Origin of the sequence: Bradyrhizobium sp. CCBAU 65884 (assembly GCF_028128835.1) — a bacterium.
Classification (GTDB): domain Bacteria; phylum Pseudomonadota; class Alphaproteobacteria; order Rhizobiales; family Xanthobacteraceae; genus Bradyrhizobium; species Bradyrhizobium ottawaense.
Map to the genome: position 1 here is coordinate 45,016 of NZ_LBJU01000115.1, position 24,335 is coordinate 69,350.

Annotated in this window: 21 protein-coding genes; 6 read left to right on the forward strand and 15 right to left on the reverse strand. The window is 63.6% G+C overall.

The window, feature by feature from the left end:
* Nucleotides 1–40 precede the first annotated feature (40 nt).
* From XI03_RS17260 to XI03_RS17280, 5 genes are all read right to left on the reverse strand, one after another.
* Nucleotides 41–3,388, reverse strand: a complete 3,348-nt coding sequence (locus tag XI03_RS17260) for an adenylate/guanylate cyclase domain-containing protein (RefSeq protein WP_271592769.1) — start codon at nt 3,386–3,388, stop codon at nt 41–43.
* A gap of 293 nt (nt 3,389–3,681) precedes the next feature.
* Nucleotides 3,682–4,641 (reverse strand): alpha/beta fold hydrolase, encoded by a 960-nt coding sequence (locus XI03_RS17265; protein ID WP_271592770.1) that lies wholly within the window; start codon nt 4,639–4,641, stop codon nt 3,682–3,684.
* A gap of 165 nt (nt 4,642–4,806) precedes the next feature.
* Nucleotides 4,807–5,319 (reverse strand): phasin family protein, encoded by a 513-nt coding sequence (locus XI03_RS17270; protein ID WP_038972264.1) that lies wholly within the window; start codon nt 5,317–5,319, stop codon nt 4,807–4,809.
* Between the two features lie 687 nt (nt 5,320–6,006).
* Nucleotides 6,007–7,197: an extracellular catalytic domain type 1 short-chain-length polyhydroxyalkanoate depolymerase gene (locus XI03_RS17275; protein ID WP_271592771.1), complete on the reverse strand. Its 1,191-nt coding sequence runs from the start codon at nt 7,195–7,197 to the stop codon at nt 6,007–6,009.
* A 3-nt stretch (nt 7,198–7,200) separates the two neighbouring features.
* Nucleotides 7,201–7,620: a CopG family transcriptional regulator gene (locus XI03_RS17280; RefSeq protein WP_028140806.1), complete on the reverse strand. Its 420-nt coding sequence runs from the start codon at nt 7,618–7,620 to the stop codon at nt 7,201–7,203.
* A 352-nt stretch (nt 7,621–7,972) separates the two neighbouring features.
* Between XI03_RS17280 and XI03_RS17285 the strand changes: the two genes are divergently transcribed.
* Both XI03_RS17285 and XI03_RS17290 read left to right on the forward strand, forming a co-directional pair.
* Nucleotides 7,973–8,437, forward strand: a complete 465-nt coding sequence (locus tag XI03_RS17285) for a hypothetical protein (protein ID WP_038972250.1) — start codon at nt 7,973–7,975, stop codon at nt 8,435–8,437.
* A 158-nt stretch (nt 8,438–8,595) separates the two neighbouring features.
* Nucleotides 8,596–9,618 (forward strand): LLM class flavin-dependent oxidoreductase, encoded by a 1,023-nt coding sequence (locus XI03_RS17290; protein ID WP_038972251.1) that lies wholly within the window; start codon nt 8,596–8,598, stop codon nt 9,616–9,618.
* 120 nt (nt 9,619–9,738) lie between these two features.
* On the opposite strand, the gene XI03_RS17295 is transcribed toward XI03_RS17290, so the two are convergent.
* From XI03_RS17295 to XI03_RS17320, 6 genes are all read right to left on the reverse strand, one after another.
* On the reverse strand, nt 9,739–10,200 hold the full coding sequence (locus tag XI03_RS17295) for a hypothetical protein (protein WP_271592772.1): 462 nt from the start codon (nt 10,198–10,200) through the stop codon (nt 9,739–9,741).
* A gap of 10 nt (nt 10,201–10,210) precedes the next feature.
* A complete protein-coding gene (locus XI03_RS17300) occupies nt 10,211–10,429 on the reverse strand; it encodes a hypothetical protein (protein WP_028140810.1) in 219 nt (72 codons plus the stop codon).
* Nucleotides 10,430–10,531: 102 nt separating this feature from the next.
* A complete protein-coding gene (locus XI03_RS17305) occupies nt 10,532–12,091 on the reverse strand; it encodes a hypothetical protein (RefSeq protein WP_271592773.1) in 1,560 nt (519 codons plus the stop codon).
* A gap of 83 nt (nt 12,092–12,174) precedes the next feature.
* On the reverse strand, nt 12,175–13,314 hold the full coding sequence (locus tag XI03_RS17310; protein ID WP_271592774.1) for a glycoside hydrolase family 5 protein: 1,140 nt from the start codon (nt 13,312–13,314) through the stop codon (nt 12,175–12,177).
* A gap of 2 nt (nt 13,315–13,316) precedes the next feature.
* Nucleotides 13,317–15,473 (reverse strand): exopolysaccharide transport family protein, encoded by a 2,157-nt coding sequence (locus tag XI03_RS17315; protein WP_271592775.1) that lies wholly within the window; start codon nt 15,471–15,473, stop codon nt 13,317–13,319.
* 127 nt (nt 15,474–15,600) lie between these two features.
* Nucleotides 15,601–16,257 (reverse strand): LysR family transcriptional regulator, encoded by a 657-nt coding sequence (locus XI03_RS17320; RefSeq protein WP_271592776.1) that lies wholly within the window; start codon nt 16,255–16,257, stop codon nt 15,601–15,603.
* Nucleotides 16,258–16,458: 201 nt separating this feature from the next.
* Here XI03_RS17320 and XI03_RS17325 point away from each other — a divergent pair, with 201 nt between their 5' ends.
* Nucleotides 16,459–17,634, forward strand: coding sequence for an MFS transporter (locus tag XI03_RS17325; RefSeq protein WP_271592820.1), 1,176 nt, complete (start codon nt 16,459–16,461; stop codon nt 17,632–17,634).
* On the opposite strand, the gene XI03_RS17330 is transcribed toward XI03_RS17325, so the two are convergent.
* Both XI03_RS17330 and XI03_RS17335 read right to left on the reverse strand, forming a co-directional pair.
* Complete coding sequence (locus XI03_RS17330; RefSeq protein ID WP_038947359.1) at nt 17,627–18,670, reverse strand: zinc-binding dehydrogenase; 1,044 nt, start codon at nt 18,668–18,670, stop codon at nt 17,627–17,629. The genes XI03_RS17325 and XI03_RS17330 overlap by 8 nt on opposite strands.
* A 12-nt stretch (nt 18,671–18,682) precedes the next feature.
* On the reverse strand, nt 18,683–19,348 hold the full coding sequence (locus XI03_RS17335) for a class I SAM-dependent methyltransferase (protein WP_028140817.1): 666 nt from the start codon (nt 19,346–19,348) through the stop codon (nt 18,683–18,685).
* A gap of 240 nt (nt 19,349–19,588) precedes the next feature.
* Here XI03_RS17335 and XI03_RS17340 point away from each other — a divergent pair, with 240 nt between their 5' ends.
* The 3 genes from XI03_RS17340 to rnk all read left to right on the forward strand — a co-directional run bounded on the left by XI03_RS17340 (nt 19,589) and on the right by rnk (nt 21,088).
* Nucleotides 19,589–19,915: a hypothetical protein gene (locus tag XI03_RS17340; RefSeq protein WP_212475055.1), complete on the forward strand. Its 327-nt coding sequence runs from the start codon at nt 19,589–19,591 to the stop codon at nt 19,913–19,915.
* Nucleotides 19,916–20,199: 284 nt separating this feature from the next.
* Nucleotides 20,200–20,664: a GreA/GreB family elongation factor gene (locus XI03_RS17345; RefSeq protein WP_271592777.1), complete on the forward strand. Its 465-nt coding sequence runs from the start codon at nt 20,200–20,202 to the stop codon at nt 20,662–20,664.
* Between the two features lie 10 nt (nt 20,665–20,674).
* Nucleotides 20,675–21,088: a nucleoside diphosphate kinase regulator gene (gene rnk, locus XI03_RS17350; RefSeq protein ID WP_095425076.1), complete on the forward strand. Its 414-nt coding sequence runs from the start codon at nt 20,675–20,677 to the stop codon at nt 21,086–21,088.
* Between the two features lie 99 nt (nt 21,089–21,187).
* On the opposite strand, the gene XI03_RS17355 is transcribed toward rnk, so the two are convergent.
* Both XI03_RS17355 and XI03_RS17360 read right to left on the reverse strand, forming a co-directional pair.
* Complete coding sequence (locus tag XI03_RS17355) at nt 21,188–22,222, reverse strand: tripartite tricarboxylate transporter substrate binding protein (protein ID WP_442869722.1); 1,035 nt, start codon at nt 22,220–22,222, stop codon at nt 21,188–21,190.
* Between the two features lie 22 nt (nt 22,223–22,244).
* Nucleotides 22,245–24,332 (reverse strand): acetate--CoA ligase family protein, encoded by a 2,088-nt coding sequence (locus XI03_RS17360; RefSeq protein WP_271592779.1) that lies wholly within the window; start codon nt 24,330–24,332, stop codon nt 22,245–22,247.
* Nucleotides 24,333–24,335 lie beyond the last annotated feature (3 nt).

Consider the following 24,335-nt stretch of genomic DNA (forward strand, 5'->3'; position numbering starts at 1 on the left):
CGCCGATGGGCCATTACCGGAAGTCGCAGGTCTTCGCCTTTCACGTGAGTTCCTCGAGCAGGGCCTTCGCTTCCTTCAAATCGCGGGTATCGAAGCCTTCGGTGAACCAGTCGTAGATTGGCGCGAGCAGTTCGCGAGCCTCGTTTCGCTTGCCTCGATCGCGCCAGAGCCGCGCCATGCTCATAGCGACGCGCAGCTCGAACGATCTTCCCCGCTGCTTGCGGGCGAGTTCGAGAGCTTGAACAAGGATTGCTTCCGCTTCCATGGATGCTCCGAAAAGCAATCGGAGTTCGCCTTCAATTCTGAGCACGTCGGCCTGCCAGAGATATTCGCCTGTGTCGGCTATCAGCTCGGTGGCTTTTCTGATCGCGCTCAGGCTACCCTGCATATCTCCTGCGCGTGCTTGCAGGACCGCAAGGAGTGAATGGTAGTGCGGAGAATGAAACCGAACCTGTTGTTCGGCGGCATGTATTCCGTGTTTCATTAGAGCAATGCCGTCTTCCAGCCGCTCTGCACACCCGATTGCCCAACCGCTCAGTATTTGACCGCAACTAATGGCCCAGAGCGGCACGCGCGATCCAAGTTGTGCGTTCAGGTTTTCAACGTAGTTCTTGACGTCGGCCATCTTGCCGAGCAACACGGACAACTGTGCGCCAGCATAGATGCCAACGATGCCGCTCGTATTCGCGTGGTTTGCGTCAAGGGCATGTTTAATTGCCTTCTGGCGTGCTGCGACTGCCTGGTCGGGGTATCCCAAGGCCCATAGGCTCAGTGCCAGATAGGCAAGGCCTGACGAGTGCGGATCCGCGAGGTAAAGCACCGAAAGAGCTTGGTCCATTTCGATCCTGTCGATTGCAAGGATCTGTTCCAGCTGTGCTTTCGCGGCCTCGAACTCGCCCATTTCAAGCAGCGACGCGCCCATGGCGCGGTGCGCGATCAGTCGCGCCGCGCGGTCACCGGTATGCGCGGCCAGCGATTGGCAGCGCTGCGAATACTCAAGTGCCTTCGGGATCCTGCCGCTCGCTATGCAATAGGCATACTGCCCGTAGAGGCTCGGCAACAGGTGCTCCGTGTCGCCCAACTTTTCACACAAGGCGATCGCGCGATCGCGTGCAGCCCCCACGAGTGGGTTGCCATAGCCATGCTGAGCCGCCAAGGGCGTGCCCAAGGCGAGCTGGAATTCGAGTTCCTGCTGATCCTTCTGTGTCGAATGCGGCAGCATCATTAACATCTCCAGGCCCCGTCTGAGATGACGCACGGCCTCCTCGTCGGCGGAGCGCCCCGCCGCACGCCGCCCGGCCTTCAACCAATATGAAATCGCGATCTCTGCCTCTCCGGCCTCCGTGAAATGGTGCGCCAACAGCTCGGGTTCGATGCTGCCAAGCTCAGGAAAGAGCTGTTCGAGCGCTTTGCCAATCCGTGCATGCAGCTTGTGACGGGCTCCGCGCAGCAATGTGCTATAGGCCGCATCCTGCACTAAGGCGTGCTTAAAGCTGTATTCCGCGTCTGGTGGCATTCCGCGCCGGAAAATCAATTCGGCAGATACCAGCTGATGGAGCGCTTTATCCAGTTCAGCTGAGTTCCGCTGCGCTACGGCCTGTAATAGTTCGTAGGAGAACTCTCGACCGATGGCAGCACTCACCTGCGCCACCTCTTTCACGGGTGATCCGAGCCGATCAAGGCGCGCCATCAGCGAGGCGTGCAGAGTGGCCGGAATTGCAAGCGCCGTCGCTGAAACACGCGAGAGTGCGGTTTTGGCGCCGCGGTCATCTGCCTCCAGCACCGCCTTCGTCAGCTCCTCGAGAAATAGCGGCACCCCATCCGTGCGCGCGACAATCTCCGAAACGACATCACTCGTTAGCGTCCCTTCGCCGATGAGCTGCTGAACCAACGCAGCGCCCTCGCGCCGGTCGAGCCGGCTGAGGGACAGCATTGTGACGTGCGCCTGCCCGGCCCAGATGCGCTCGAACTCGGGACGGAATGTAATAACCAGCAACACCGGTAGATGCTGGACCCGCTCGACTACAAGGTCGAGCAGTTCGCGCGAGCTGGGATCGATCCAGTGCACGTCCTCAAAGAGCATCAACACCGGTCGTTGCAGCGCTAGACCATGGAGCTGCCGAAGCAGCGCCTCGAAAGTTTTTTCCTTTTTGCCCCTAGGCGTTAACTGGAAAGGCAGAAAACGGCCTTTGAACGGGATCGATAGCAGCTCAGCCAGCAAGGCCTGATCCTCTTGCGGAGGTGAGGCCGGCGCTAACAGCGCCGCCAATTTGTCAAGCTGCTCCTCCGGCGTATGTTCGCGCAAAAATCCGGCAGCGCGCTCCAGCTGTGTAACGATCGGATAGAACGCACTGTCGACGCGCTGCGGTGAGCAAAAGTACCTAAGGCTGGTGTGCAGCTCGATTTGAAGGCGCTCCTGAAGCGCCGCTATCAATCGCGACTTGCCGATACCTGGCTCACCAGCAAGCAGTACGACCTGACCTTCACCGCTCGCCGCCCGCCGCCATCGCCGTAGCAGCAGATCGAGTTCTTCTTGCCGTCCGACTAGCTCGGTCAGCCCACTTCCGTGGAACGCCTCGAAACGGCTTTCCACCGAACTCACTTGTAGCACTGCCCAGGCTCGCGTCGGCGCATCGATGCCCTTGAGATCGTGCAATCCGAGGTCCGCCAAATCGAACAGGTTCCCGAGCAGTCTCCGCGTGCTCTCAGCTATGACCACCGCGTTCGCTTTGGCGACGCTCTGAAGCCGTGCAGCAAGATTTGGGGTCTCGCCGACGATCGCCTGCTCCTGTGCCGATCCCGTGCCGATCAAGTCGCCGACGACGACCAGGCCCGTCGCGATACCGATGCGGGTTTGCAGCGGAACTGAAAACTCGAGCGCACCAACCGCGCCAATCGCTTCCAATCCTGCGCGAACGGCTCGCTCAGCGTCGTCCTCGTGAGCCTGCGGGTAGCCGAAATAGATCAGCACGCCGTCGCCCATATACTTCGCAACGAAGCCCCCGAAGCGGCGTACCGTATCGGCGATGCACGTTTGATACGCCGAAATGATCTCGCGCAGGTCCTCTGGGTCCATACGTGCGGAGAGCGACGTCGAACCGACTAGGTCCGAGAACATCACGGTGACTTGGCGGCGCTCGGCGGTGTCCTTAGCGGTTTTACAGGTTGCCGAAGAAGCGTCGGATAGGGGCGCCCGTGCGCCCGCTTCAGCACGCAAGGCGGCGATGGCGTCGAGCAGCTTGCGGCGATGCCCGACAATTCCGACACCAAGGTCCTTCAAGTCCTCCGCCGTCAGGTTCGGCAGGACCGTATCGTCGATCTCATTCTCGCGGAATGCCGCCTCATATTGTTCGAGGCCAAGCCTCCGTAGCCAACCTCCCAGGTCCATGACGGCGGCCCCAGTTCGCCTAGAGCTCCATCATTCCCCCGGCGAGGCAGCCTGTCTAGGGAAATGACCGGTTTGGGTCAAACTGCGAAGAACTCTGGCCGAGCAAATCCCGTCCGCTGTGCCAACATGAGCTGACCTCAGCGCCCAGCGGCGTCACTTCGCTTTCAGGGTCAAAGCTACCATCGGACCACCATGGCCCATCGGTCCAGTCTGACTCGGGAAGCGGACCCCCGCGCGCTGGGCTGAAGTCAGCCACTGGCCACTTCCGGACGCCCGCATTGCAAAAGGAAACCCTATGCGGTCCTCAGCGGTGCGGTGAGCGCCAGCGCAGCCACGGCATCCGCTATTCCCGGCGAATCTGCATAGGTAACCATGTGACCGGCATCCTCGACCAGATGTAGCAAGGAGCGGGGCAACGCCTCGTGCAGGCGGCGCGACTGGTCGGCCTCGATGAGCCGGTCACCCTTTCCATGCAGGATCCTAACGGGACACCGGATGCCCTGATACTGAAGCTGCAATTGCGCGGCAGCTGGAATAAGGAACGCGCTCTCCTCGGCGGCCGCCCTCAACTGCTTGGGCCGGAGAGCCAACGAGATCGGAAATTCATTCTTGAATTTCGGCGGAATGGCACCCGGCGCGAACAGCGTGCGCATCAGCTTCGGCGCAATAGCCCACGATATGATCGGCGAGATCGTGTAGCGCATCAGATCCCCGAGCAGCGGCAGTGCCGGACCTGACATGAGCCAAAAGTCCATCCGTGAGGTTGGAAAATAGTAGCCGGACACGAGCACGAGCCCACTCACGGCGTAACCGCTTCGCAGCGCCAGCGCGATTGCCACCAGCGTTCCCCAGGAGTGGCCGAGCACCACGGGATTGCGCACTCCAAGCTGATCAAGAGCCTTCGCGAACAAGGAAGCTTGCGTCGTAGGCGTCCAGATGCGCGTGCGCGGACGGTCGCTGTAGCCAAACCCTGGCCGGTCGAAGCAAACGACGCGATAGTCGTGGGCCAGGCGGTCGACCAAACCGCTCAGGACGAGATCCTGAATCATGGTGCCGTTCCCGTGAAACAGGACCACGCAAGGCGCAGCGGCATCGCCCCGTTCGATATAGTGAAGGCGCACTCCGTCGCAATCGGTAAAGACGCCGATAGGCGGATTCTTTCGCTCCGCTGTCACCTGAAACGCGATGTTGCCGAGGATCAGAACGACAAGTCCCGCCAAAACGATCAGCAGAACGGCTTCTGTTGTGGACATCGTGTCAACCTACATTCCTGATCGCGGGTCCCTCGGATCGGCGGCACCGAGCCCGCTCTGGGTTGTTGTGAGCCGCGCTCCCCAGCCGAAAGCAAGCAACCGTGATCGGCGCGTGCGTGATTCGCGTTTGCGTCCATCCTTAGCCGCAGCGGGTATGGCTTGCAGTTATCGTCCCGGCAGAGCCGCGAGCTCTGGGGCCGGCTTGATGCGCCAGAACGGATATGCCGCCAATTCTTTCGAATGCTGCCCGAACATCTCGGCCCGTCTGCTTGTAAACTCGGTAATGACGGCGAAAAATTCAGTTGGTGACCCGATCGTCGCAAGTCTCAGGCCGAAATCAAAAGTGAACTGCACGTTGGCCTGGGCTATCTCAAGAAGCTTTGCTTGGTACGCCTGCATGTTTGCCGTGGCTAAAGCGAAGCCTTTCATTGGATCGCTGCCGATCATTCTCTGACTGAGGTCACCTGGCAAGGCATCCACCCGAGGCTCAATGACAGGAACCTCGTGTCCAGGATCATCATGAAGCTTAGGAGGCGGTTCAATCGAGGCTGCCGCAGCAGAGCGAAGAAATTCCTCTTTCGGGCTTCTAACAATGGCCTGCTTGTTCCGTTGGGCCCGCGCGGCCATTTTCGGATTGCGGGCGCGCTTTGACGCTGGTGCCGGTTTGCGTTTGCTCATCTGGCGCTCCAAGAACATGAGGGTGCGACCACAACGGTCATTTCTGAACGGACAACAGGCTTTGGGATGTGGCGTTCCAAACCCGCGCATTGTTGGAGACCCGCATGAACTGAGATCAATCGCACGTTCTGCGACTGGACGATGATTTCAGGTAGCAACTCCAACCAACAAACGTCTAGCTGGCGATCTTCCAGACCTATGCTCGACGGGCGTTGGCCTGAGAACAATTAGCTCTTCGCTCGTTGTGCTCTCCAAAGACCGCTTTAAGTTGCGGCAACTACGCAAGCAGTCATGCCTTGATCGCGAGACTTCCTCGAAGCGAACCTTCGGAGGTCAGCATCGGCCCTTGATAGACCGCATCGCTGGAGCAATTTGAATGCTCTGGTCACTAGCAGTTCGTGGTGAAGGCGAGAGGAAGGGCACGACGTCATCCGTGTGACTGACGGCCAGGGCATGGTGCGCGCGGCGAGTCGTCGACGTCTCATCACGGACCTCAAGCTAAACGGGGCATTGACGGATGGCGGATCGCCGAACGTTGCCGGGAGGATGATCCCAAACTCCCGGTGATCTTTGAGACCGATTTCTCGCCCGTCGCGCCCCGCCCGGTACCCCCTGATGTTGCAGCAGCCCTATCGTCCGGAGGACGTTGTCGGTGCCGGTAGCTTCGGATCGGGCGGTGAAGCCAGATTACCCACCGAGCGAATGCTCGAGGAAGAAGCGCAGCATTTCCCTCGTCGCATCCGGCCCCTGCGGATCAGTGTAGGTCCCGGCGGGACTGCCGCCTGACCACGCGTGTCCAGCGCCATCGATGTTCCAGTGTTCGGAGATCGCCCGACCGGCCCCGTCGATCAGGACGGTGCGAGTATAGGCATGGCCGTGGGGCACGCGTCCGCGAAGTACCTTCGTCGTCGGCCTCGTTGCCCTGGTGGACTGCTCGATTATCTGATCGCCATTCTTTGGATGCACCGTGGTGTCGCGATCGCCATGGAAAACGATGGTCGGCACAGAAGTTTTGCCGTCCGCAATTGCCTTGGAGCCGCCTCCCTGCCGCATGGCGACGAACGCGGAGGGAAGATCGCTCGCGGCTCCGCACGCGAGGCCTGAATGAATACCGACCGCCGCGTACAGGTCGCTATACGTTGCGCCCATGATGGCGGCGGCGGCCCCGCCGGCCGACAGACCCGCGACATATACGCGCTTCGGATCGATCGCATGGTCGCGCATGATCTGGCGGGTAATGCCGGCGATCATCGAGGGCTCGCCCCCGCCGCGGCGCTGGTCGCCCGTGCGAAACCAGTTCCAGCACTTCGATGGGTTGGCTCCGTTCGGTTGCTCAGGATAGACCACGAAGCAATTCTGCTCTTCCGCCAGGAAGTTCATCCGGGTGCCGGCCGCGAAATCGTCGGGCGACTGGGTGCATCCATGAAGCATGACGATCAGCGGAAGCCGTCGTCCCTCACAGCGGCTTGGGATGAACAGCTTGTAGGTCCGGCTTCCCGCGGCGTTACTGAAGGTACCGGCGATAAACCGTGTGCCCTCGGGCACCATGTCCGACGGGGACAGAGGAGCGCGTGCGATCGGACTTCGCAGGCCGAGCCCGGAAAAATCCCGCATGCCGTCGAGCGGTGAGGAGCGCCTGCGTCGCTGATCAGAGCGGGCCGGCGAGATCTGCGGAGCTTCCCGCTCCTCGACGACGTCGGCCGTAGCGTCGATGGTAAGCGGATCGAGCCGCGGGAGCCGAGCCTGAGCGGCGTTGCGATGCTCTGGTTTTGGAGCGCTACCGCCGCGGAGCATGCGCTGCAGGAGCGCGGTGGCCTCGACCAGTTGGCCGGCACGCGTGAGGCGGGTTGCTTCGCGGATTATGACTTGATTCAGCATCGTTCACCTCGTTCTGTCGGCGAGAGCGGCCTTGACCGCGGGAGTGGCGTGAAGGGCCCCCAGCACCGAGACCGACGCGATTGTGGCGCGAGCCAACTCGGGAGTGACGTCCTGGGCGATGGTGGCTAAGCCCAAAACATTGATCTGCAGCATTTCGCCGGCGCGCCGCGCCGCTTCGAGATCCTCGCGAGTGTAGTTGCGCAGCCCGAGGTCCAGGTTCTTCCGGGCCGTGGATTGTCTGACGACCTCTACGTGGCGCTCGAGCTGGTTCCGGATTGCTGTCCGGATAAAATCGGTCCGGTTCGAATAGAACCCTTCCTGCACCATGAGATCGACATGACCGAGGTCGACATAGCCAAGGTTGATCGTGATCTTCTCGGTGTCGGGGGCCTTGGGTCGCAGCTCGCGCACATTATCGGCCATGGGTACATCCATTATTTCCATCCCCCTGGATGGTCTATGGATGTTATCTAGATGCTCCCGGGCGCCTTTCAAGGGCGTGGCGAAGGACCGCTTTGGGTCACAAGCAGCGCCCGCCTATTCGGTCAGGCGGCGTCCGGCTTCCCTCAAACAGGAGACATGACGATGGCTCTCTTTGTGCTCAGGTCGCGGCCGCGAACACACCATTTTCCGACGACGACGTACGGTCTGCAGAAAGCAGCACCGACGTTAACCCTGTCGGCAAATGATTGGCCGTAGGTCGGCAATCGCCGACAAGTTGCCTTATTGCAGCGGAGAATTTTCAGCGGCACTAACCCCGGGTTAGAGGCGCTTTATGCTGAAAATGGCGTTGTTGGGCCTCCTCATCCTGTTGAGTGCAGGGGTGCTGTCGGCAATGGAGCTGAGCGCTCCACCGCGTCGCGCCGTCGCGATCGCCCCGCCCCTTGCCGAGCAGAGCGCAACCGTCTCTGCGTCACCTGACGCGTTGCCGAAGGCCGATCGCCTCGAGGTTGCCGCTGTGAGCAGCGCGATGCCGACACAAATTGCTCCGGTCGAGAACCCCGTTGCTCCGCAAGACATCCAAGTCGATTCGACCGCGCCGAAACCGATCGTCCGTCATCGGCGCGATGCGAAGACGATCGCGACCGCCGAACGTCCCAAGCCGAAGCCAAAGGCAATTGTTGCCAAGCGAGCTGCCAATGCTCAGCGTGCAAAGGCCGCCAGCGAGACCGAGCCCTGTCGACTGAAGGCGTTCGGTGGCCTACTCAAGGCATTGAATTTGACCGGTTGCGAAATCTGAGGCCGCTTCCGGGCACGACAGATCAAAGTCGAACGACCTGACGTCGTGGTGCGAACCCGGGCCTGCTTCCTCCCAGCACTTACGGCCACACGCCTCGCCGCCATTTTCCCTCGGGCCAACGTCTCGCAAATTCTTCCGGTCATGCATACCTAGCCCTCATGAAGAAAATCGGCTTTCTCTCCTTCGGACACTGGACCCCCTCTTCGCAATCGCAGACCCGCTCGGCCGCAGACACCCTGCTGCAATCGATCGAGCTTGCGGTCGCGGCCGAGCAACTGGGCGCGGACGGCGCCTATTTCCGGGTGCATCATTTCGCGCGCCAGCTCGCCTCGCCCTTTCCGCTGCTCGCGGCGGTCGGCGCCAGGACGAGCAGGATCGAGATCGGCACGGCCGTGATCGACATGCGCTATGAGAACCCGCTCTACATGGTGGAGGACGCAGGCAGCGCCGATCTCATCGCCGGCGGCCGGCTGCAGCTCGGCATCAGCCGCGGCTCGCCCGAGCAGGTGATCGACGGCTGGCGCTACTTCGGCTATCGGCCCGCTGACGGCCAGAGCGATGCCGACATGGGCCGGCGCCACGCGGAAGTCTTTCTCGACCTGCTCCGTGGTGAAGGCTTTGCCGAGCCAAATCCGCAGCCGATGTTTCCCAACCCGCCGGGACTCTTGCGGATCGAGCCGCATGCGCAAGGCCTGCGCGAGCGGATCTGGTGGGGCGCCGGCTCCAACGCCACCGCGGTGTGGGCGGCGAAGCTCGGCATGAATCTGCAGAGCTCGACGCTGAAGAACGACGAGACCGGCGAGGCCTTTCACGTGCAGCAGGCCGCGCAGATTCGCGCCTATCGCGCGGCGTGGAAGGAGGCCGGCCACACCCGTGAGCCCCGCGTCTCCGTCAGCCGCAGCATCTTTGCGCTGATGGACGATCGCGACCGTGCCTATTTCGGCCGGGGCGGCGAAGGCGAGGACCAGATCGGCTTCATCGACCCGCAGACCCGGGCGATCTTCGGCCGGAGTTATGCCGCCGAGCCCGATGCCCTGATCGAGCAGCTGCGCCAGGACGAGGCGATCGCGGAGGCAGACACGCTGCTGTTGACGATCCCGAACCAGTTAGGGGTCGATTACTGCGCGCATGCGATCGAGGCGATCCTGAAGCACGTGGCACCGGCGCTGGGGTGGCGGTAAGGCGGGCGGCAGTCTAACCATCAGGACGATTCACAAGAGCCGGGCCGATCAGAGCGCGTCAGACTGGCGCCTCGTGACTTGGGCACGAGCTCGTTTCGGGCAGCTCTTTTCCAGATGAGTTCAGCCGCCGCCGCTGAGGCTGTGGCTGATCCGCGTGACAACGCGGTCCCATTGCCGCTTTTCGGCCGCGGGATAATTGATCAGCACGCAGTGCACATAGCCGCGCGCAAAGTTGCAGCGGTCGTACCAGATCTTGTCGCGCTTGATGCTGGAGACGACGAAGAAATTCGGGGCGACACGCTTGTAGATGATGCCGGACGGCGGACTCTTCGTGGCCAGGAATGCAGCCGGCGAAAGACCCTGGCTGTTGGAAACGGCCTGTACGGTGAGATCGGCTCTGCCGTCGGAGGTGCGAAATTGCTGGCCGAAGCCGTCGGGCTTGGCCGCCAACTCCGTGAAGAGCGAAACGGGAATGTCCACCGATGTTCCGGACTCGGCGATGCGGTAGGCCGTCCAGCTCTCTGCCTGGGCGGCAGACAGCGTGGCAAGGAGCGCTGCGACAGCTGCGAATGTCGTCTTCATGTCCACCTCATCACTCGCGCGGCACCAGTTGCAGCTCCATCAAGGCGATCCTTTGCAGGTTGGCAACGTTGCGCTCGCCCGCGGCGGCCGTGCGCAGGATGGATTCGGCGAGCATGTTGACGTGCGAAGCTTGCACGGGCTCCGGCAGGCTCGCAACCGCGGCTTCCAGGGCGCCCGTCATGATCGCGATCACCTCGGGTGAAAATTCAGCGTTGGAGAAGTTCTTCATCGTGCGGAGCCGGCCGTTTGTGCTGCGACCCGCGAGACCAACGCCGGGAAAAAGTGGAAGTTCCTGCGTCGGAGCGTTCAGGTGTGCGCGCCTGACGCTGAGCTACGCCACGGACTGGTAGCCGGTGAGCTGCTCGACTGCCGCACCCTCGCGGGCGACGGCCTGCATTCTCACATGGCTGCCGATGACGAGGCCCGTGAGCGAGAGCATGAGCCCGAGCGCGAGTGGCGCGAACAAGGCCTCTTCCTGGAACAATCCGTTGAGCAGCACGACCATGACGCCGAAGCCGGCGAGACCCTGCGTCAGATAGCCCGATGAGGCGTAGAGGCGCCATGCCCTAAGCGCCATCGCGAAATAGAAGGCCAGCAGCACAAAGGCGCCAACGCCCATCTGGTACAGGAGCACGCCGATCGCGCTCTCGACCGCGCCGTCGATCGTCCCGGCGGCCTGTGCGGCACTCCAGTCGATGGAAAAGTAGCTCTCCGACAAATTGCCACCAATGCCGAGGCCCCGGCCGAAAGGTCTCTGCACGAATCCGTCCAAACCGCCCATCAGTCCAATGACGTGATAGTCGCCGATCTGCAGCCCGAGGCGGATCGCCAGAACCGCGAAGGCGGCCATGCCGAGGAAGCCGAGCAACAACGTCACCACGGCGCCGATCAGACGGGTCGCGATCCAGGCCGCGACCACGAAGATCACCACGATGAGTGCACCCTTCACGCTGCAAAAGATCAGCAGCGGCAGTGCTGCGAGGGCCAGCAGCGGCCGTCCCACCGAGAACAGGAACAGGGCGAGAAAGCCGACGCCGTAAGCGAAGCTGATCGGGTGCATGTTCGGACCGTTGATGCGCAGCATCTTCGACAGGCCGAACCCTTCGAGCAAGGGCGTGTTCAGAAAATCGAAGCTGAAGCGGTCCTTGAGGTCGACGGGCACGTTGCCGGTGGCCCGCATCTGGGCTTCCCAGACACCCGAATGGGTCGCCTTGAGCTCGTCGAACCCCCAGAACGTATAGCTGTTGGTGATGGCCAGCCAGAGATCGCGGAAGACGAGTTCGACATACCCGCACAGCAGAAGGATGACCGCGAGCGTCACCAGGAACGGGGTGATGCGCACCTCATAGGTCGCGGCGGTCAGAAGCGAGAGCTGGAACAGGAACAGCGGCAGCACGATATTGCGCAGATAGACCGCAGCCGGCTGTCCGTCCTGGATGAAGCCGATCGCGAAATACAGCGACACCACGGCGAGGGTGACGACACCCCAGCGCATGATCTGGTTCACCTCAGCCGAATGATTCCTCTGGCCCAGCACGTAAAGGCCGAACGTCGCCAGCCACATCACGGAGCAAACGAGGAAATTGTAGCCCTTGATGAAGTCGAGATCGGACGGCAGCGGGACCAGCGGCGACAGGATCGAGACGAACAGGTTCTGGAAGAACAGGACGAAGATGGCGATGGCCGGCGCGTAGGTCGGGACCGCCAGCACGATGGCGATACCGATGAGGACCTCGACCACGATGGCCAGGGCCGGATAGGCCAAATGCAGGACCGGAGCAAAGCCGATCGCCGCCACGGCGATGCAGAGGGTCGGAACCAGCTCGCGCCAGGCCGGCGGCGATGGCTCGGCCGGCACGGTCTGAACCTGGGTTAAGTCACCGACCCCCATCAATCGTCCTTTGGCAGCGCGCGTCGAGCACGATAGCGGGGCGATGTGAAAGGATTCCTTAACGATAGCGAACCGGTGCGATGTCAGCGCCGGCCGGGCCGGGGCGCGCCGAGCAGCGCCCGCATCACGTCGGGATCGGGCCTGCCGGTGCTGCGATCGACGAGGCCAAAGCCCTGCGCCAGCTCCCAATGCGTCCAGCCCCAGCAATGCTCCCTGGCATAAGCGGTGACGTCCGCCAGCCAGCGCAGCCGGCTTTGTCTCGGCGCGCCGGCTTTCAGCACGCCGAACTCGTTGACGATGATCGGTCGCTTGAACTGCTGCTGCCATGCGAGCGCCGGTGCGAGCCAGCGATCGGCCTGCGGCTTGTCCTTGGCGGCGGCGATTGCGACGTCGAGCATGCCGAGCGCATGGGTCGCGCCCCTCGCCTGCAGATCCTGGCGCAGCGCCTGCACTTTGGGATCGCCGGCATTGATCGGATAAGGCAGATCGATGATGTCGTGCAGCGGATCCTTCGCATCCCAGTGAGCCTGATGGGTGAACACCATGGGATCATAGAAGTGGATGGCATAGACGATGTCGGGATCCGCCAGCGGACGAAACCGCGGCAGCGAGTCCGCGCGCTGCCAGTTGACGGGGCCGACAATGAGGGTGGTGGCGGGAAGCAATCTGCGGACGAAGCCGGCGAGCGCCTCGACCTGCCTCTGCCATGTGTCGGCGTCGATATCAGGCTCGTTGAGCAGCTCGGCGAAGACGCGGTCGGCCGGATAGGAGCGAATGACCTCTGCAAGTCCGCTCCAGGCGTCCTGCATCTCGCGCAGCGCCGCATCCGGATCCTCCTTGTGCAGGCGATTGAAGCGCTCGCCGGGATGAAGATCGACTGACGTAGCGTAGCCGAGTGCGGCGAGCTGCTTCAGCGCCTTGTCGAGCACACGCAGCGTCTCGTCGCGCTCGGCCTTTGCAGCGAAACGCGGCATCACGCGCTCGGCCGGCACCGGCAGCCGGACATGGCTCATGCCCGCCCTACGCAATTGCTGCAGCAATTCGCGGCTTGGCACCTCACCGTTGATCCAGCCGTCGGCATTGAAGCCGCGCGACAATGCGGCGAGCCTCGCCGGCGCGACCGTCTGCGGCACGGGCACGCAAGTGTCGGCGAAGGCCGGCGCTCCGAATGAGATCGACAGCAGCATCGCAGCAGTCAGCCAACGACGGCGCGACGCTGTCATCGTCAAACCGCAAGACCCAATGCGCCGTCCTCGGGGTGCGGCGCCTGCGAACCCGCAGGCGCGTGATTGACGACCAGACCCGTCGGCACGGCCTCATACCGCGACAACGCCGCGGTCACCCGGCGCATCGCCGCCGAACCGAGCTCGCCGGCGCGCGCCACGAGGACGATCAGGTCCGCATGCGCCGCCAGCGCGATGGCGTCGGGCTGCAAGGCGAGATTGCCGGCATGGACGATGATCAGATCGAACTCCGAACGAATATCGTCCTCGGGCCTCGCATCTGCCTTTCGGCCGGCACTGAGAAGCTCGTCGATCGACTGAAGTCCCGCCGTGGTCGAGCCGTCGTTCCATTCGGTCACCGGCGGCTGGTGACCTGCGAACTCCGGCTGCAGCCGGATCAATACGCTCATCATGCCGCGGTTCACGGCGGCGCGATTGAGCGAGCGCGCAACGGTGTTGCCGCCGGCACTCTTGCCGACCGACAGCACGAGGGCGACCTTGCAACCGCGCACCGGCACGCGATCGATCCGCTCGAGCAGCGGCCGCAGATAGGCGCCGAGATCGAGTTCGACCGAGGCGGCGATCGGTCTTTGCCAGACGGTGTTGGTCGCAGTCCCGGACGCCAGATCAGGAATGCGGGCCCAGACGGGAAGGCGCGGCATCGCCTCGGGCCGGGGCGCGGCAGCGGCGGAAGGCTGGACTTGAGTTTGGGCCTGCTGCTGGACTTGCGTGTCCTGCGCCCCCGCATGCACGGCGGCCTCGGCAGGCCCAGGCCCGCCGGACATGCTCGTCATCGCCGCTGTGGCGGCGGTCGATGTCAGCAGCGAGCCGATCGCCAGCGCCGCCAGCAGCAAAGCGAGCGGCGGACGGGTCGAGCGCAGCGGCGGAATGGCGGGCGAAGCGATCTTGGTCTGGGAGTTTTGCAGCTGACGCTGCTCATTGGTCGTCTTGAACCGCGACAGGAACTGCTCGTAGATGTTCCTGTTGGCATCGGCGTCCCGCTGCAGCTCTTGCAGCTTCACCAGCGCCTGGCCGTCGACCAGCATCTGCGTCTCGACCGCCTTGAGCTGCTTTTCCAGCGCGTTCTGCTGCTCCAGCTGAGCCTCATATTCGGACTTGGCGGTGTCGATGTTCTTCTTCCGCTCGACCTCGATCTGCCGGTTGATATCGGCCAGCTGGCTGTAGGAGATCGCGAGGTCGGGATGGCGCTCGCCGTACACCGCCTTCTTCTGCGCGATCTGGTCGTTCAGCGTCGAGCGCTGCGCACGCAGCATGCTCAGCAGGTCCTGCTTCACGGGACCTTCGACATTGGCCTTGAGATCGCGTTGCACCTGCTCGTAGCGCGCCTTGGCTTCCTCGGTGCGAAGACGGGCGGCGGAGACCTGCTGATTGAGATCGGTCACCCGCAATTGCTGCGTGGTTGAATCCTTGCCGGCATTGAGGATCTTGTGCTCGAGCCTGAAGGCGGCGACGGCGTCTTCCGATGCGCGCAGCCGCTCGTTCAACGTCTTCAGCCGGTCCTTGAGCCAGTCGGCCGCCTCGTCCGTGGCCTCGGTGCGGACGCGGCCCTGGCTGGCAACGAACGCCGCGGCGATGGCGTTGGCGTAGTAGGCGGCGCGCTCGGAGCGGTTCGAGGTGAAGGAAATGGCAATGACGTAAGTGAGCCCGCGCCGCGTGATCTCGAGGCGGTTACGGAATTTCTCGAGCAGGCGCGTCATGTCGGTATGACCGCCCGCGATGTCATCGTCATCGGCGATCTTGAGCTGCTCGATCAGGGGGCGGAGAAAGCCGTCCGATTTGGCGATCTCGATCTGGCTCTGAAGCGCCGCGGCGTCCTGGCCGATGCCCGGCAGCACCTCCTGATCCGAGGTCACGCGCAGCTCCCGGGGATCGAGCACGACCAGGGCGGTCGCGGCGTACCGGACCGGCAGAATCATCAGAACGACGACGCCGAGGGCGAACAGCGCCACCGCCAGCGTCAGAATGCGCCGGCCGTTCTCGCGCAGGAAAGACAGCACACCGGTGACGGTCAGCGATCCCTTGATCAGCGCCGGCGCGGCGCCGTCAGGTTTCATCCGCGCAGCCCGCGGCGCTTCCCACGAAGCCGCAGGCTCCGTCGGGGCGATGCTTCGCGGAGTTGCGCGGCTACCGAACGCCATGGGCTCGACTCGAAATCAACTGACAGTCACAGTTCAGAGGCTTTCGACACCGTAAATATCCATGGTTAACCGGCGGTTACGGCCGGCGCGCGAAGCCGTCATGGCAAATGCCTGCGAACCGGCCCGTTCAGGCGGAAAAGAACGGCTTGGATGGTCTGCGTGCCGGGCCTGCCGCACTGGCGGCCAGCGGCGCCCTCGGCGCGGCCGTCCGCGCGCGCTCGACATCGCCAAGCAGGCAGGACCGCAAGGTTTCGATCTCCGGGCAATCGGCGGTGCCGAGCGGCCCGATCAGGAAGCCGCTCTGCAGGGGCTCGCACCTGTAGCCGGGACAGCGCTGCACCCTGTCCGCAATCACGACGTCGACCTTGCCTTCGAGCAGCTCGTGCAGCCCCGCTGGCTGGCTGATGCGAATGGCGAGCTGGGGCTCGGCCCGGCGGAACTGCGCCAGGCGCGCCCGCAACGCATCGATCGCAAAACTGGCGTGGAGCCCGATATGCAGCAGGCTTGTGGCGCCCTCGGGCTTGAGCTCGGCGGTGGCCTCGGCAAGACAGCGAAACGCCTCCCGGACCCGCGCCAGATAGGTTTCGCCGGCAGCAGTCAGAATGATCTGCCGTGTCCGTCGCTCGAACAGCTGCACCCCCAGCCGCTCCTCCAAGAGGCGGACTTGCTGGCTGACGGCACCGGCCGTGACGTGCAGCTCGTGAGCGGCCTGCTTGAAGCTGAGATGGCGGGCGGCGGCCTCGAAGGCGCGCAGGGCATTGAGTGGCGGCAGCAGATACGTCATGGCCGGCTCCGGGCGATGCGGGAAGCCGGCAGGATGCATGAGTTTCGCTCGCTCGACAAAAGAGAAATCCTGCTTTGTCGCCGCTGACGGCGAGCGATACCCCAGGGCCGATCCTAGCCCAGCCCGAGGAAACCTGTCGCAGTGCCACCCGAAACGCCGTCGATCGAAAACTTCTATTCCTGGATTCGCCTCACCGTCTCCATGGCACTCAGCACCCTGGGCTGCGTCGGTATGTGGTCGCTGGTCGTGGCATTGCCGGCGGTGCAGGCCGATTTCAACGCGCCCCGCGCCGAGGCAACGCTGCCCTACACGCTCGCCATCATCGGCTTCATGATCGGCGGCATCGTTATCGGCCGCCTGACAGATCGCTTCGGCATCCTGCCGCCGCTGGCCGGGGGCACGGTCCTGATGAGTCTCGGCTACGTCCTCACCGCCTTCGCACCAAGCCTGTTCGTGTTTGCGCTGATCTCAGGTCTCACGATCGGCCTCGGCGGCGCGGCCAGCTTCGCGCCTTTGGTCGCCGACGTCTCGCTGTGGTTCGACAAGCACCGCGGCCTTGCCATTTCCCTGGCGATGGCCGGCAGCTCTCTGGCCGGCGTGGTCTGGCCACCGATCGTCCAGCACGCCATCGCCGCGTATGGCTGGCGGCAGACCCATATCGGCATCGGCCTGTTCTGCCTGGCGACGATGCTGCCGCTGTCTCTGGTTTTGCTGCGGCGACCCGTCGTCCGCATGGCAGCACGCGAAGCGGCGGGCAGCGGCAGCACGATGCAGACCATCGGCCTGCCCCCTTCCGTCACCCAGGGCCTGCTGGCGTTAGCCGGCATCTGCTGCTGCGTCGCCATGGCGATGCCGCAGGTCCATCTGGTCGCCTATTGCGGCGACCTCGGCTACGGCTCTGCGCGCGGTGCCGAAATGCTGGCGGTCATGCTCGGCTTCAGCGTGGCGAGCCGCTTTGTTTTCGGCTGGCTGCTGAACCGCATCGGCGGCCTGCCGACCTTGCTGCTGGGCTCGGCGATGCAGGCCATGGCACTCGCGCTCTATCTGCCGTTCAACGGGCTGGTCTCACTCTACGTCGTATCCGCCATTTTCGGCCTGGCGCAGGGCGGCATCGTGCCGAGCTATGCGGTGATCGTCCGTGAGCTGTTCCCGGCGCGGGAAGCCGGCTTTCGCGTCAGCCTCGCCATCTCGGTCACGCTCGCCGGCATGGCGCTGGGGGCGTGGATGGCCGGCGCGATCTACGACTGGACCGGCTCTTACGCTTCGGCGCTGGTCAACGGCATCGCCTGGAACATCGTGAACATGGCGATCGCAGCCTGGCTGCTGCAGCGCCAGCGTCGGCATGTTGTCGGCGTCGTCGCCGCCGCGCTCAGCTGATGTTCAGCAGGATCCGCCCCGATGTGCCGCTGCGCATCAAATCCAGCGCGTCGTTGACGTCGTCGAGCGCGAACTCGTGGGTCACGATCCCGCGGTAGCTCACCTTGCCGGCATCGCTCAGGCGAACGAGACGCGGGATATCGCGCGCCGGCTGGCACTGCCCGCCTTCCGAGCCCTTCAGCACCTTCTCGAAATGTAACGGCAGCGTGTAGATCTCGGCCTTCTCGCGGGGAACGCCGACCAGGATGCAACGGCCTTTCTTGGCCGTGATCTCGTAGGCGAGCTCGATCAGATTCTTGACGCCCGTCGTCTCTACCACCTTGTCGGGCCCGTCCGAACCGGTGATGGCGCGAACCGCGGCAGCGACATCCTTGACCGCTTCGGAGTTGATGGTGTGGGTGGCGCCGAAATCCTTCGCCATCGCCAGCTTGTTGTCGAGGCGGTCGATCGCAATGACCGGATAGGCGCCGACCATCGCGGCGAATTGCACGATGTTCAACCCGACGCCGCCGACGCCGAACACGACGACGGCTTCGCCGATGGCGATCTGCGCGTCGTTGTTGACGACGCCGAGTGCGGTCGTCACCGCGCAGCCGAGCAGCGGCGCGCTGGTGCGGTCGATCGAGGCGGGAACGGGCGTGACACGGTTCTCCGAAACCACGGCATATTCATTGAAGGTGGTGACCCAGCCCGCATTGAGGCGCTTGCCGCGCCAGGAATAGGCCGGCGTATTGGACTGGATGCCCTTGCCGGGCCGCCAATGCATGACGACGGTGTCGCCCTGCTTGCAGGAGACGACGCCGGGTCCGGTTTCGACGATCGTGGCGAGCGCTTCATGCCCCAACAGGTGCGGCAGGAATTTGTCGACGCCTTTGACGGCGTCGATCTCGTTGATCTGCGCGCCGCAGATGCTCGACGTGTGCACGTGCGCGAGCACCTGGCCGTGTTCGAGCCTGTCGGGCAAGGTGAACTCGTCGACGATCAGCGGCTTGCCGGATTCGACGAGAATGGCCGCCTTGGCAGTCTTGATGTCCATGAGGAGCGCCGATCACTCGAAATAGATGAATTCGTAATCGCCGGTGTAACCGAGCTTGCCGTAGAGCCAGATCCATTCCGACGTATGCAGGATCGACTCCGCCGTCAGCGCCCAGCATTCGAGGTTGTGCAATTCGGCGACGTTCCGGTAGCCCTCGACCATGACGTATTTGTTCTTGCCGACCCGCTCGACCTCCTTGAGCGCCGCTTCGAGCTCGTACAGCCGAAGATTGTGCAGGGTGCCGAGCGAGATGACGAGATCGAAACTGTCGTCGCCATAGGGGTAGATGTCCTGGGCGCGATAGTTGAAGAGGTAGGGCTTCACCTGCTCGTGTGCATTTTCGAGGCCGTGCTTGGAGATATCGAAGCCGACGACCTTCAAACCCGGCAGGATCTTCTGCATCTCGTACAGCAGAAAGCCCTTGCCGCAGCCGACGTCGAGCACGCTGGAGCCGTTCTTCAGGCCATAGGTCTCGATCAGCGCCTTGGCGACCGGCGCCCAGCGCCCCTCGATGAAGCGGTAGCCGCCATAGCCGAAGCGGCGGTCGCCGTCCCAATAGTCGGCCTCGTATTCCCGCGCTTTCAGCGAGCAGCCGATCTTGTCGTCATTCATGCGGCCCATGTAGTCGCGCTTCGTCGCCGTATGCAGCGGCGTCACGATATTCAGTAGTCGTCCCATTGAGCCCTCAGATTCCAACACGCGCTGCGATTGCCGCGACTGGCTGGGGAGCCCTGAGTCGCGACTTGCGAGTCGTTCTAGCATTGGTGGTCGAGATCATCATTGCTTCAGATCAATGATGGGGAGTTCCTGCAGGGCGGCCGCGCCGGCAGCCGGCATCAGATTCTGTCGCCGGCAGCGACAGGAAGACGCATGGAACGAGACTGCGAAGCACGGCGTTCGCCTGAAAGGGAGTCCGCCATGCCGACCAGGCCGACCATCGCTCGCATCTGGCGCGGTCGCACCCGCCGCGACGTCGCTGATGCCTACCAGGCTTATCTGCAAGCCGAGGGCATTCCGCCGCTGCTAGGGACCGCGCTCGGTGTGCAGCAATTGCGCGAGGACCGCGACGAGGAGACGTGGTTCACGACCATCTCCTATTGGACGGACATCGCGGCCATGACGGCCTTCACCAAGGGCGAGCCGACCAAGGTCCATCATCTCGCGCGCGACGCGGAATTCCTGATCGAGCTGCCGGAGCGCATCGAGATCCACCGCATTTTGATCGACGAACAGGGCCTGCGGTGAACGTAAAACGAAGCTCACATCGCCGCTCAACCGCTGCCTGATGCAATGATCCAACCGCCCGCGGCTGTGCGGTTTCGCCGCAATGGTCGCCGTGAAATGAATCACTATAGTCAGGATGTCATGGCATATGTCGTCGACATAGATGCGCGCACCGCGCGCTTTGGTCTTCACGCCGGCCGCCTCCAAGCAGGCGGTTAGCCGGACGGTGCTTGCGCCGTCCGGGCTCTTTTCCAGCTTTCGTGACCTCGCCCTGAGAGGTCGTCTTGAAGCAGAAGGAGTGTGCCGTGCTGCCTCTTCCAAAAATCGCGCTCGCCGCATCGGACTATCCGCGACTCGAACGGCTTGCCCGCCTTGCCGCCCAAAAAGGCGACCTGGACGGGATATTCCTCATAAGTGAGATCAACCGCGCCGACATCGTGCCGAACGATTGGGACGATCTCCGTTCGCGCGTGACCGTGGGATCATGGGTCACCTGTTGCACGAACTGGGGCGTTCCGCGTCGCATCGTGCAATTGGCCTGGCCCGAGGAGTGTTGGTCGGATCCCGCCCGCATTTCGGTCCTGACACCATTGGGGGCAGCCTTGATCGGCCTGCAGGTCGGCGACCAAATGCCATACATCCTCGCCGGCTGCCTGAACGTCGTCAGGGTTCAGAACGTCACCCAATCAAGCCCCAACGTCGTCCCGCTCTTCCGGGCTCATCGGCGCAGCAAGCCGCGCGATGACGATCCCGGACCAACTGCAGCATAGGAGACATCAAATGCACAACTTCGAAACCGAGATTCGGCGAGACCAGCCGGCGTTGCCGCCGATCAAGATCACGGAAGACGAATCGCGACGTCTCAGCTCGCTGGCGAATTCGACCATGGATCTGTTTCCCCGTGTCGCGCAGTTTCTGGCGCGCGAACTGGAGCGCGCGTCGGTCGCCGCAGAGAACGATTTGCGCGGCGTAGTCAGGATGGGCTCCAAAGTAACCTATCGCGATGACGAGAAAGGTGCCAGCCGGGAGATCGTGCTGGTCTATCCGCACGAGGCGAACATCGAACTCAACCGGGTCTCGATTCTGACGCCTGTTGGCGCGGCCCTGATCGGCCTCTCGGTGGGGCAGCGGATCGAGTTCGAGACGCCGGACAAGCGCACCAGGGGGCTGACCGTTCTGGCCGTCTCCGAATGAGGGCTGTCATCCGACCGAGCAGAACACTCTAGCGAGGCCAGATAGAAGCGGAGCGTGCTTGCGCAATGTTTCGCAATGCGCAGGCACCCTCCTGCTGTCCTACTGCACCTCGATGTTGGCATCCTTGATCAGCTTGCGCCAGCGTTCCTCCTCCTGCGCGACATAGCGATCGAGCTGTTCCGGAGCGCCGCCGACCATGATGAGGCCTTCGTTGGCCTCCAGCTTCTTGAAAGCGCCGGACTGAACCGCCTTTGCGATGGCCTGATTGAGACGCGCAATCACCGGAGCGGGCGTCTTGGCCGGAGCGTACAATCCGTACCAGGATTCGGCGGCGTAGCCGGGCACTCCGGCCTCGGCGACAGCAGGCAATTGCGGAAATGCCGCCGAACGTTCGGCTGACGTGACAGCCAGCGCCCGGAGCTGGCCTGCAGCCACCAGCGACGCCGCGCTCGCCACCGTGGTGAACATCACGTCGATCTGTCCGCCTAAGAGATCGCTGATCGCAGGCGCCGCGCCCTTGTAGGGCACCGCCGTCATCTTGACCTTCGCCATCGCATTGAAAAGCTCGCCCGCGAGATGGGCCGAGGTGCCGGTGCCGAACGTCCCGAAATTGAGCTTGCCGGGATTGGCCTTGGCTTCAGTGATCAAATCGGAGATCGAGTTGATCTTGGATGCGGGGTTGACGACGACGATATTGAAGGATCGCGCGATCAGCGAGACCGCCGCGAAATCCTCGTGCGGATCGAACGGCAGCTTCTTGTACAGGCTCGGATTGACCGCGTGCGCGAAGGTCGCCATCAGCAGCGAATAGCCGTCGGGCTCGCTGGTCGCCACCGTCTGGGTCCCGATGATGGTCCCGGCGCCCGGCTTGTTCTCGATGATGACGGACTTGCCGAGATCCGTCTGGATTTCCTGCGCCGTCGTTCGCGCCATGATGTCGGTCCCGCCGCCGGCTGCGAAGGGCACCACGATCTTGATGATCTTGTCGGGATATTCCGCGCGCGCCGGCGAGGCGCCCAGCCCGGCGACCGCCAGCACGACGGCACAAGCGAGGATGGCGAGGTTCAGCCAGCGCCGCACGGCGAAGCCTTTCCTGCGCGCGCCGTCGTGATTGATGATTCCGCCGCTGGCCATCTGGAGCTCCATCCGATTTTGTTCAGACATCGAGAACAACCAATCCGTCTGCTGCCTTCACGCCCCGGCCCGCCGGCAGCACGAAGACCGGGTTGATTTCGGCCTCGACGAGGTGATCGCCGAATTGCGCAACCATGCGCGAGAAAGCGACGACCGCTTCCGCGAGCGCTTCGACATCGCATTTCGGCCGGCCGCGAAAACCGTCCAGCAATGGCCATGTGACGAGATCGCGCGCCATCGCGAGGGCGTCGGCATGGCTGAGGCCGGCACCCGTTGGCAGCAGGCGCATCGTCGTGTCCTTGAACAGTTCGGCGGTGACGCCGCCCATTCCGAAGAGGATGGCCGTTCCCAGGGGATCGCGATGCATTCCGAGAATGATCTCGACGCCGCCTGAAATCATCTCCTGAACCAGGAATTGGGCGGGCCGCGTCCCGACCTTGGCCTCGACCTCGTCCGCCATCTTCATCAGGCGGCTGCCGATGGCTTCGGCGGTCAGGTTGACCGCGACGCCGCCGACATCGCTCTTGTGCGCGATCTCGCGCGAGAGGATCTTGAGCACGACCCGGCCGCCGAGGTCGCGCGCCGCCTGCTCGGCTTCGCGCGCCGTCGCGACCACTTTCTCTGCCACGACCGGAACACCAAAGCGGGCGAACAGCGCTTTGGCCTGTGCTTCGTCGAGCGATCCCGCCGGGAAGTCGCTGACATCGACCGCCGTCAGGGGCGAGGTGGGTGTCTGGACCTGCTCCGGCGCTCCGGCCCGCAAGAGCCCGTCGAGCGCAGCCGTGCAGCTCTCGGCGGAGGTGTAGGCCGGGACGCCTCGGCGGGTGAGGACGGAAACCACCTTGGGCGCGTAGGGGCTCACATAGGCAATGACGGGCTTGTCGCTGAGCGGCAGGCAGTCGTGGATGGCGTCGGCCATCAGGCCCGGCGATCCCACGGCTGACGAGCCGGCAATGACGACCAGCGCATCGTAAGAGGGACTTGCGAGCAGGATGCGGATGGCGGCGCGCAGCAGATCGGGCTGCAGACCGGCCAGGGTCACATCGATCGGATTGCGATCGAGATTGGCTTGCGGACCCGACTGCAGGGCGCGCAATTGCGCGGCAGTCTCAGGGTCGGGGGCGGGCGTTGCAAAGCCGGCGACGCCGAGACTGTCTGATACGATCGTGCCGGCGCCGCCGGTCGAGGTGAGGATCGCAACACGCCGGCCGGACAGCTTCCATCCCGCGCCAAGGGCTGCGGGAATATCGAGCAGGTCTTCGAACGTCCTGGCGCGGATCACGCCGAGTTGCCTGAACAAGGCGTCATACATGCGGTCCGAGCCGGCAAGCGCGCCGGTGTGCGAGACGGCCGCTTGTGCGCCTGCCTCCGATCGTCCGATCTTGAAAGCGACGATTGACTTGCCGGCGCGTCGCGCTTTCAGAACCGACTCGCGAAAGCGAGATGGATTGCGGATCGCCTCGACATAGAGCGCAATGACGCTGGTTGCGCTGTCGCCGGCGAGAAAGTCGATGAAATCAGCGAGTTCGAGATCGGCTTCGTTGCTGGTCGACACCAGCTTCGACAGCCCGACCCCGCGCGCCGCAGCGCGCGACAGCAAGGCTCCGAGAATGCCCCCGCTCTGCGAGATCAACCCGATGGATCCCGCCGGGAAGTCAACCATCGCCAGCGCGCCCGACGCCGACAGCACGATATTGTCGGTGAGGTTGACGAGGCCGATCGTGTTCGGCCCGAGGATCCGCATGGAGCCGGCGGCTTGCATGAGCTGTTGCTGGCGCGCGGCGCCTTCCGCCCCGGCTTCGGTGAAACCGCTGGCGAGAACGATCGCGGCGGCAGCCCCCCGCTCGGACAATTCGCGCACCGCGATGTGCGCGCGCTCGGCGCCAAGCAGGACAAGACCGACATCAGGCACATCGGGCAGCGAGGCGACGTCGGGGTAGCAGGTCAGACCGCCGATGTCCGCGACCTTCGGATTGACGGGATAGATCGCACCCGCAAAGCCATGCTTCCGGAGATAGGACACCGGGCGCCCCGACGTCTTGCTCGGGTCCGCCGATGCACCGATGACAGCGACGCTACGCGGCCGGATCAGGCGTTCGATCGCATCCATGGC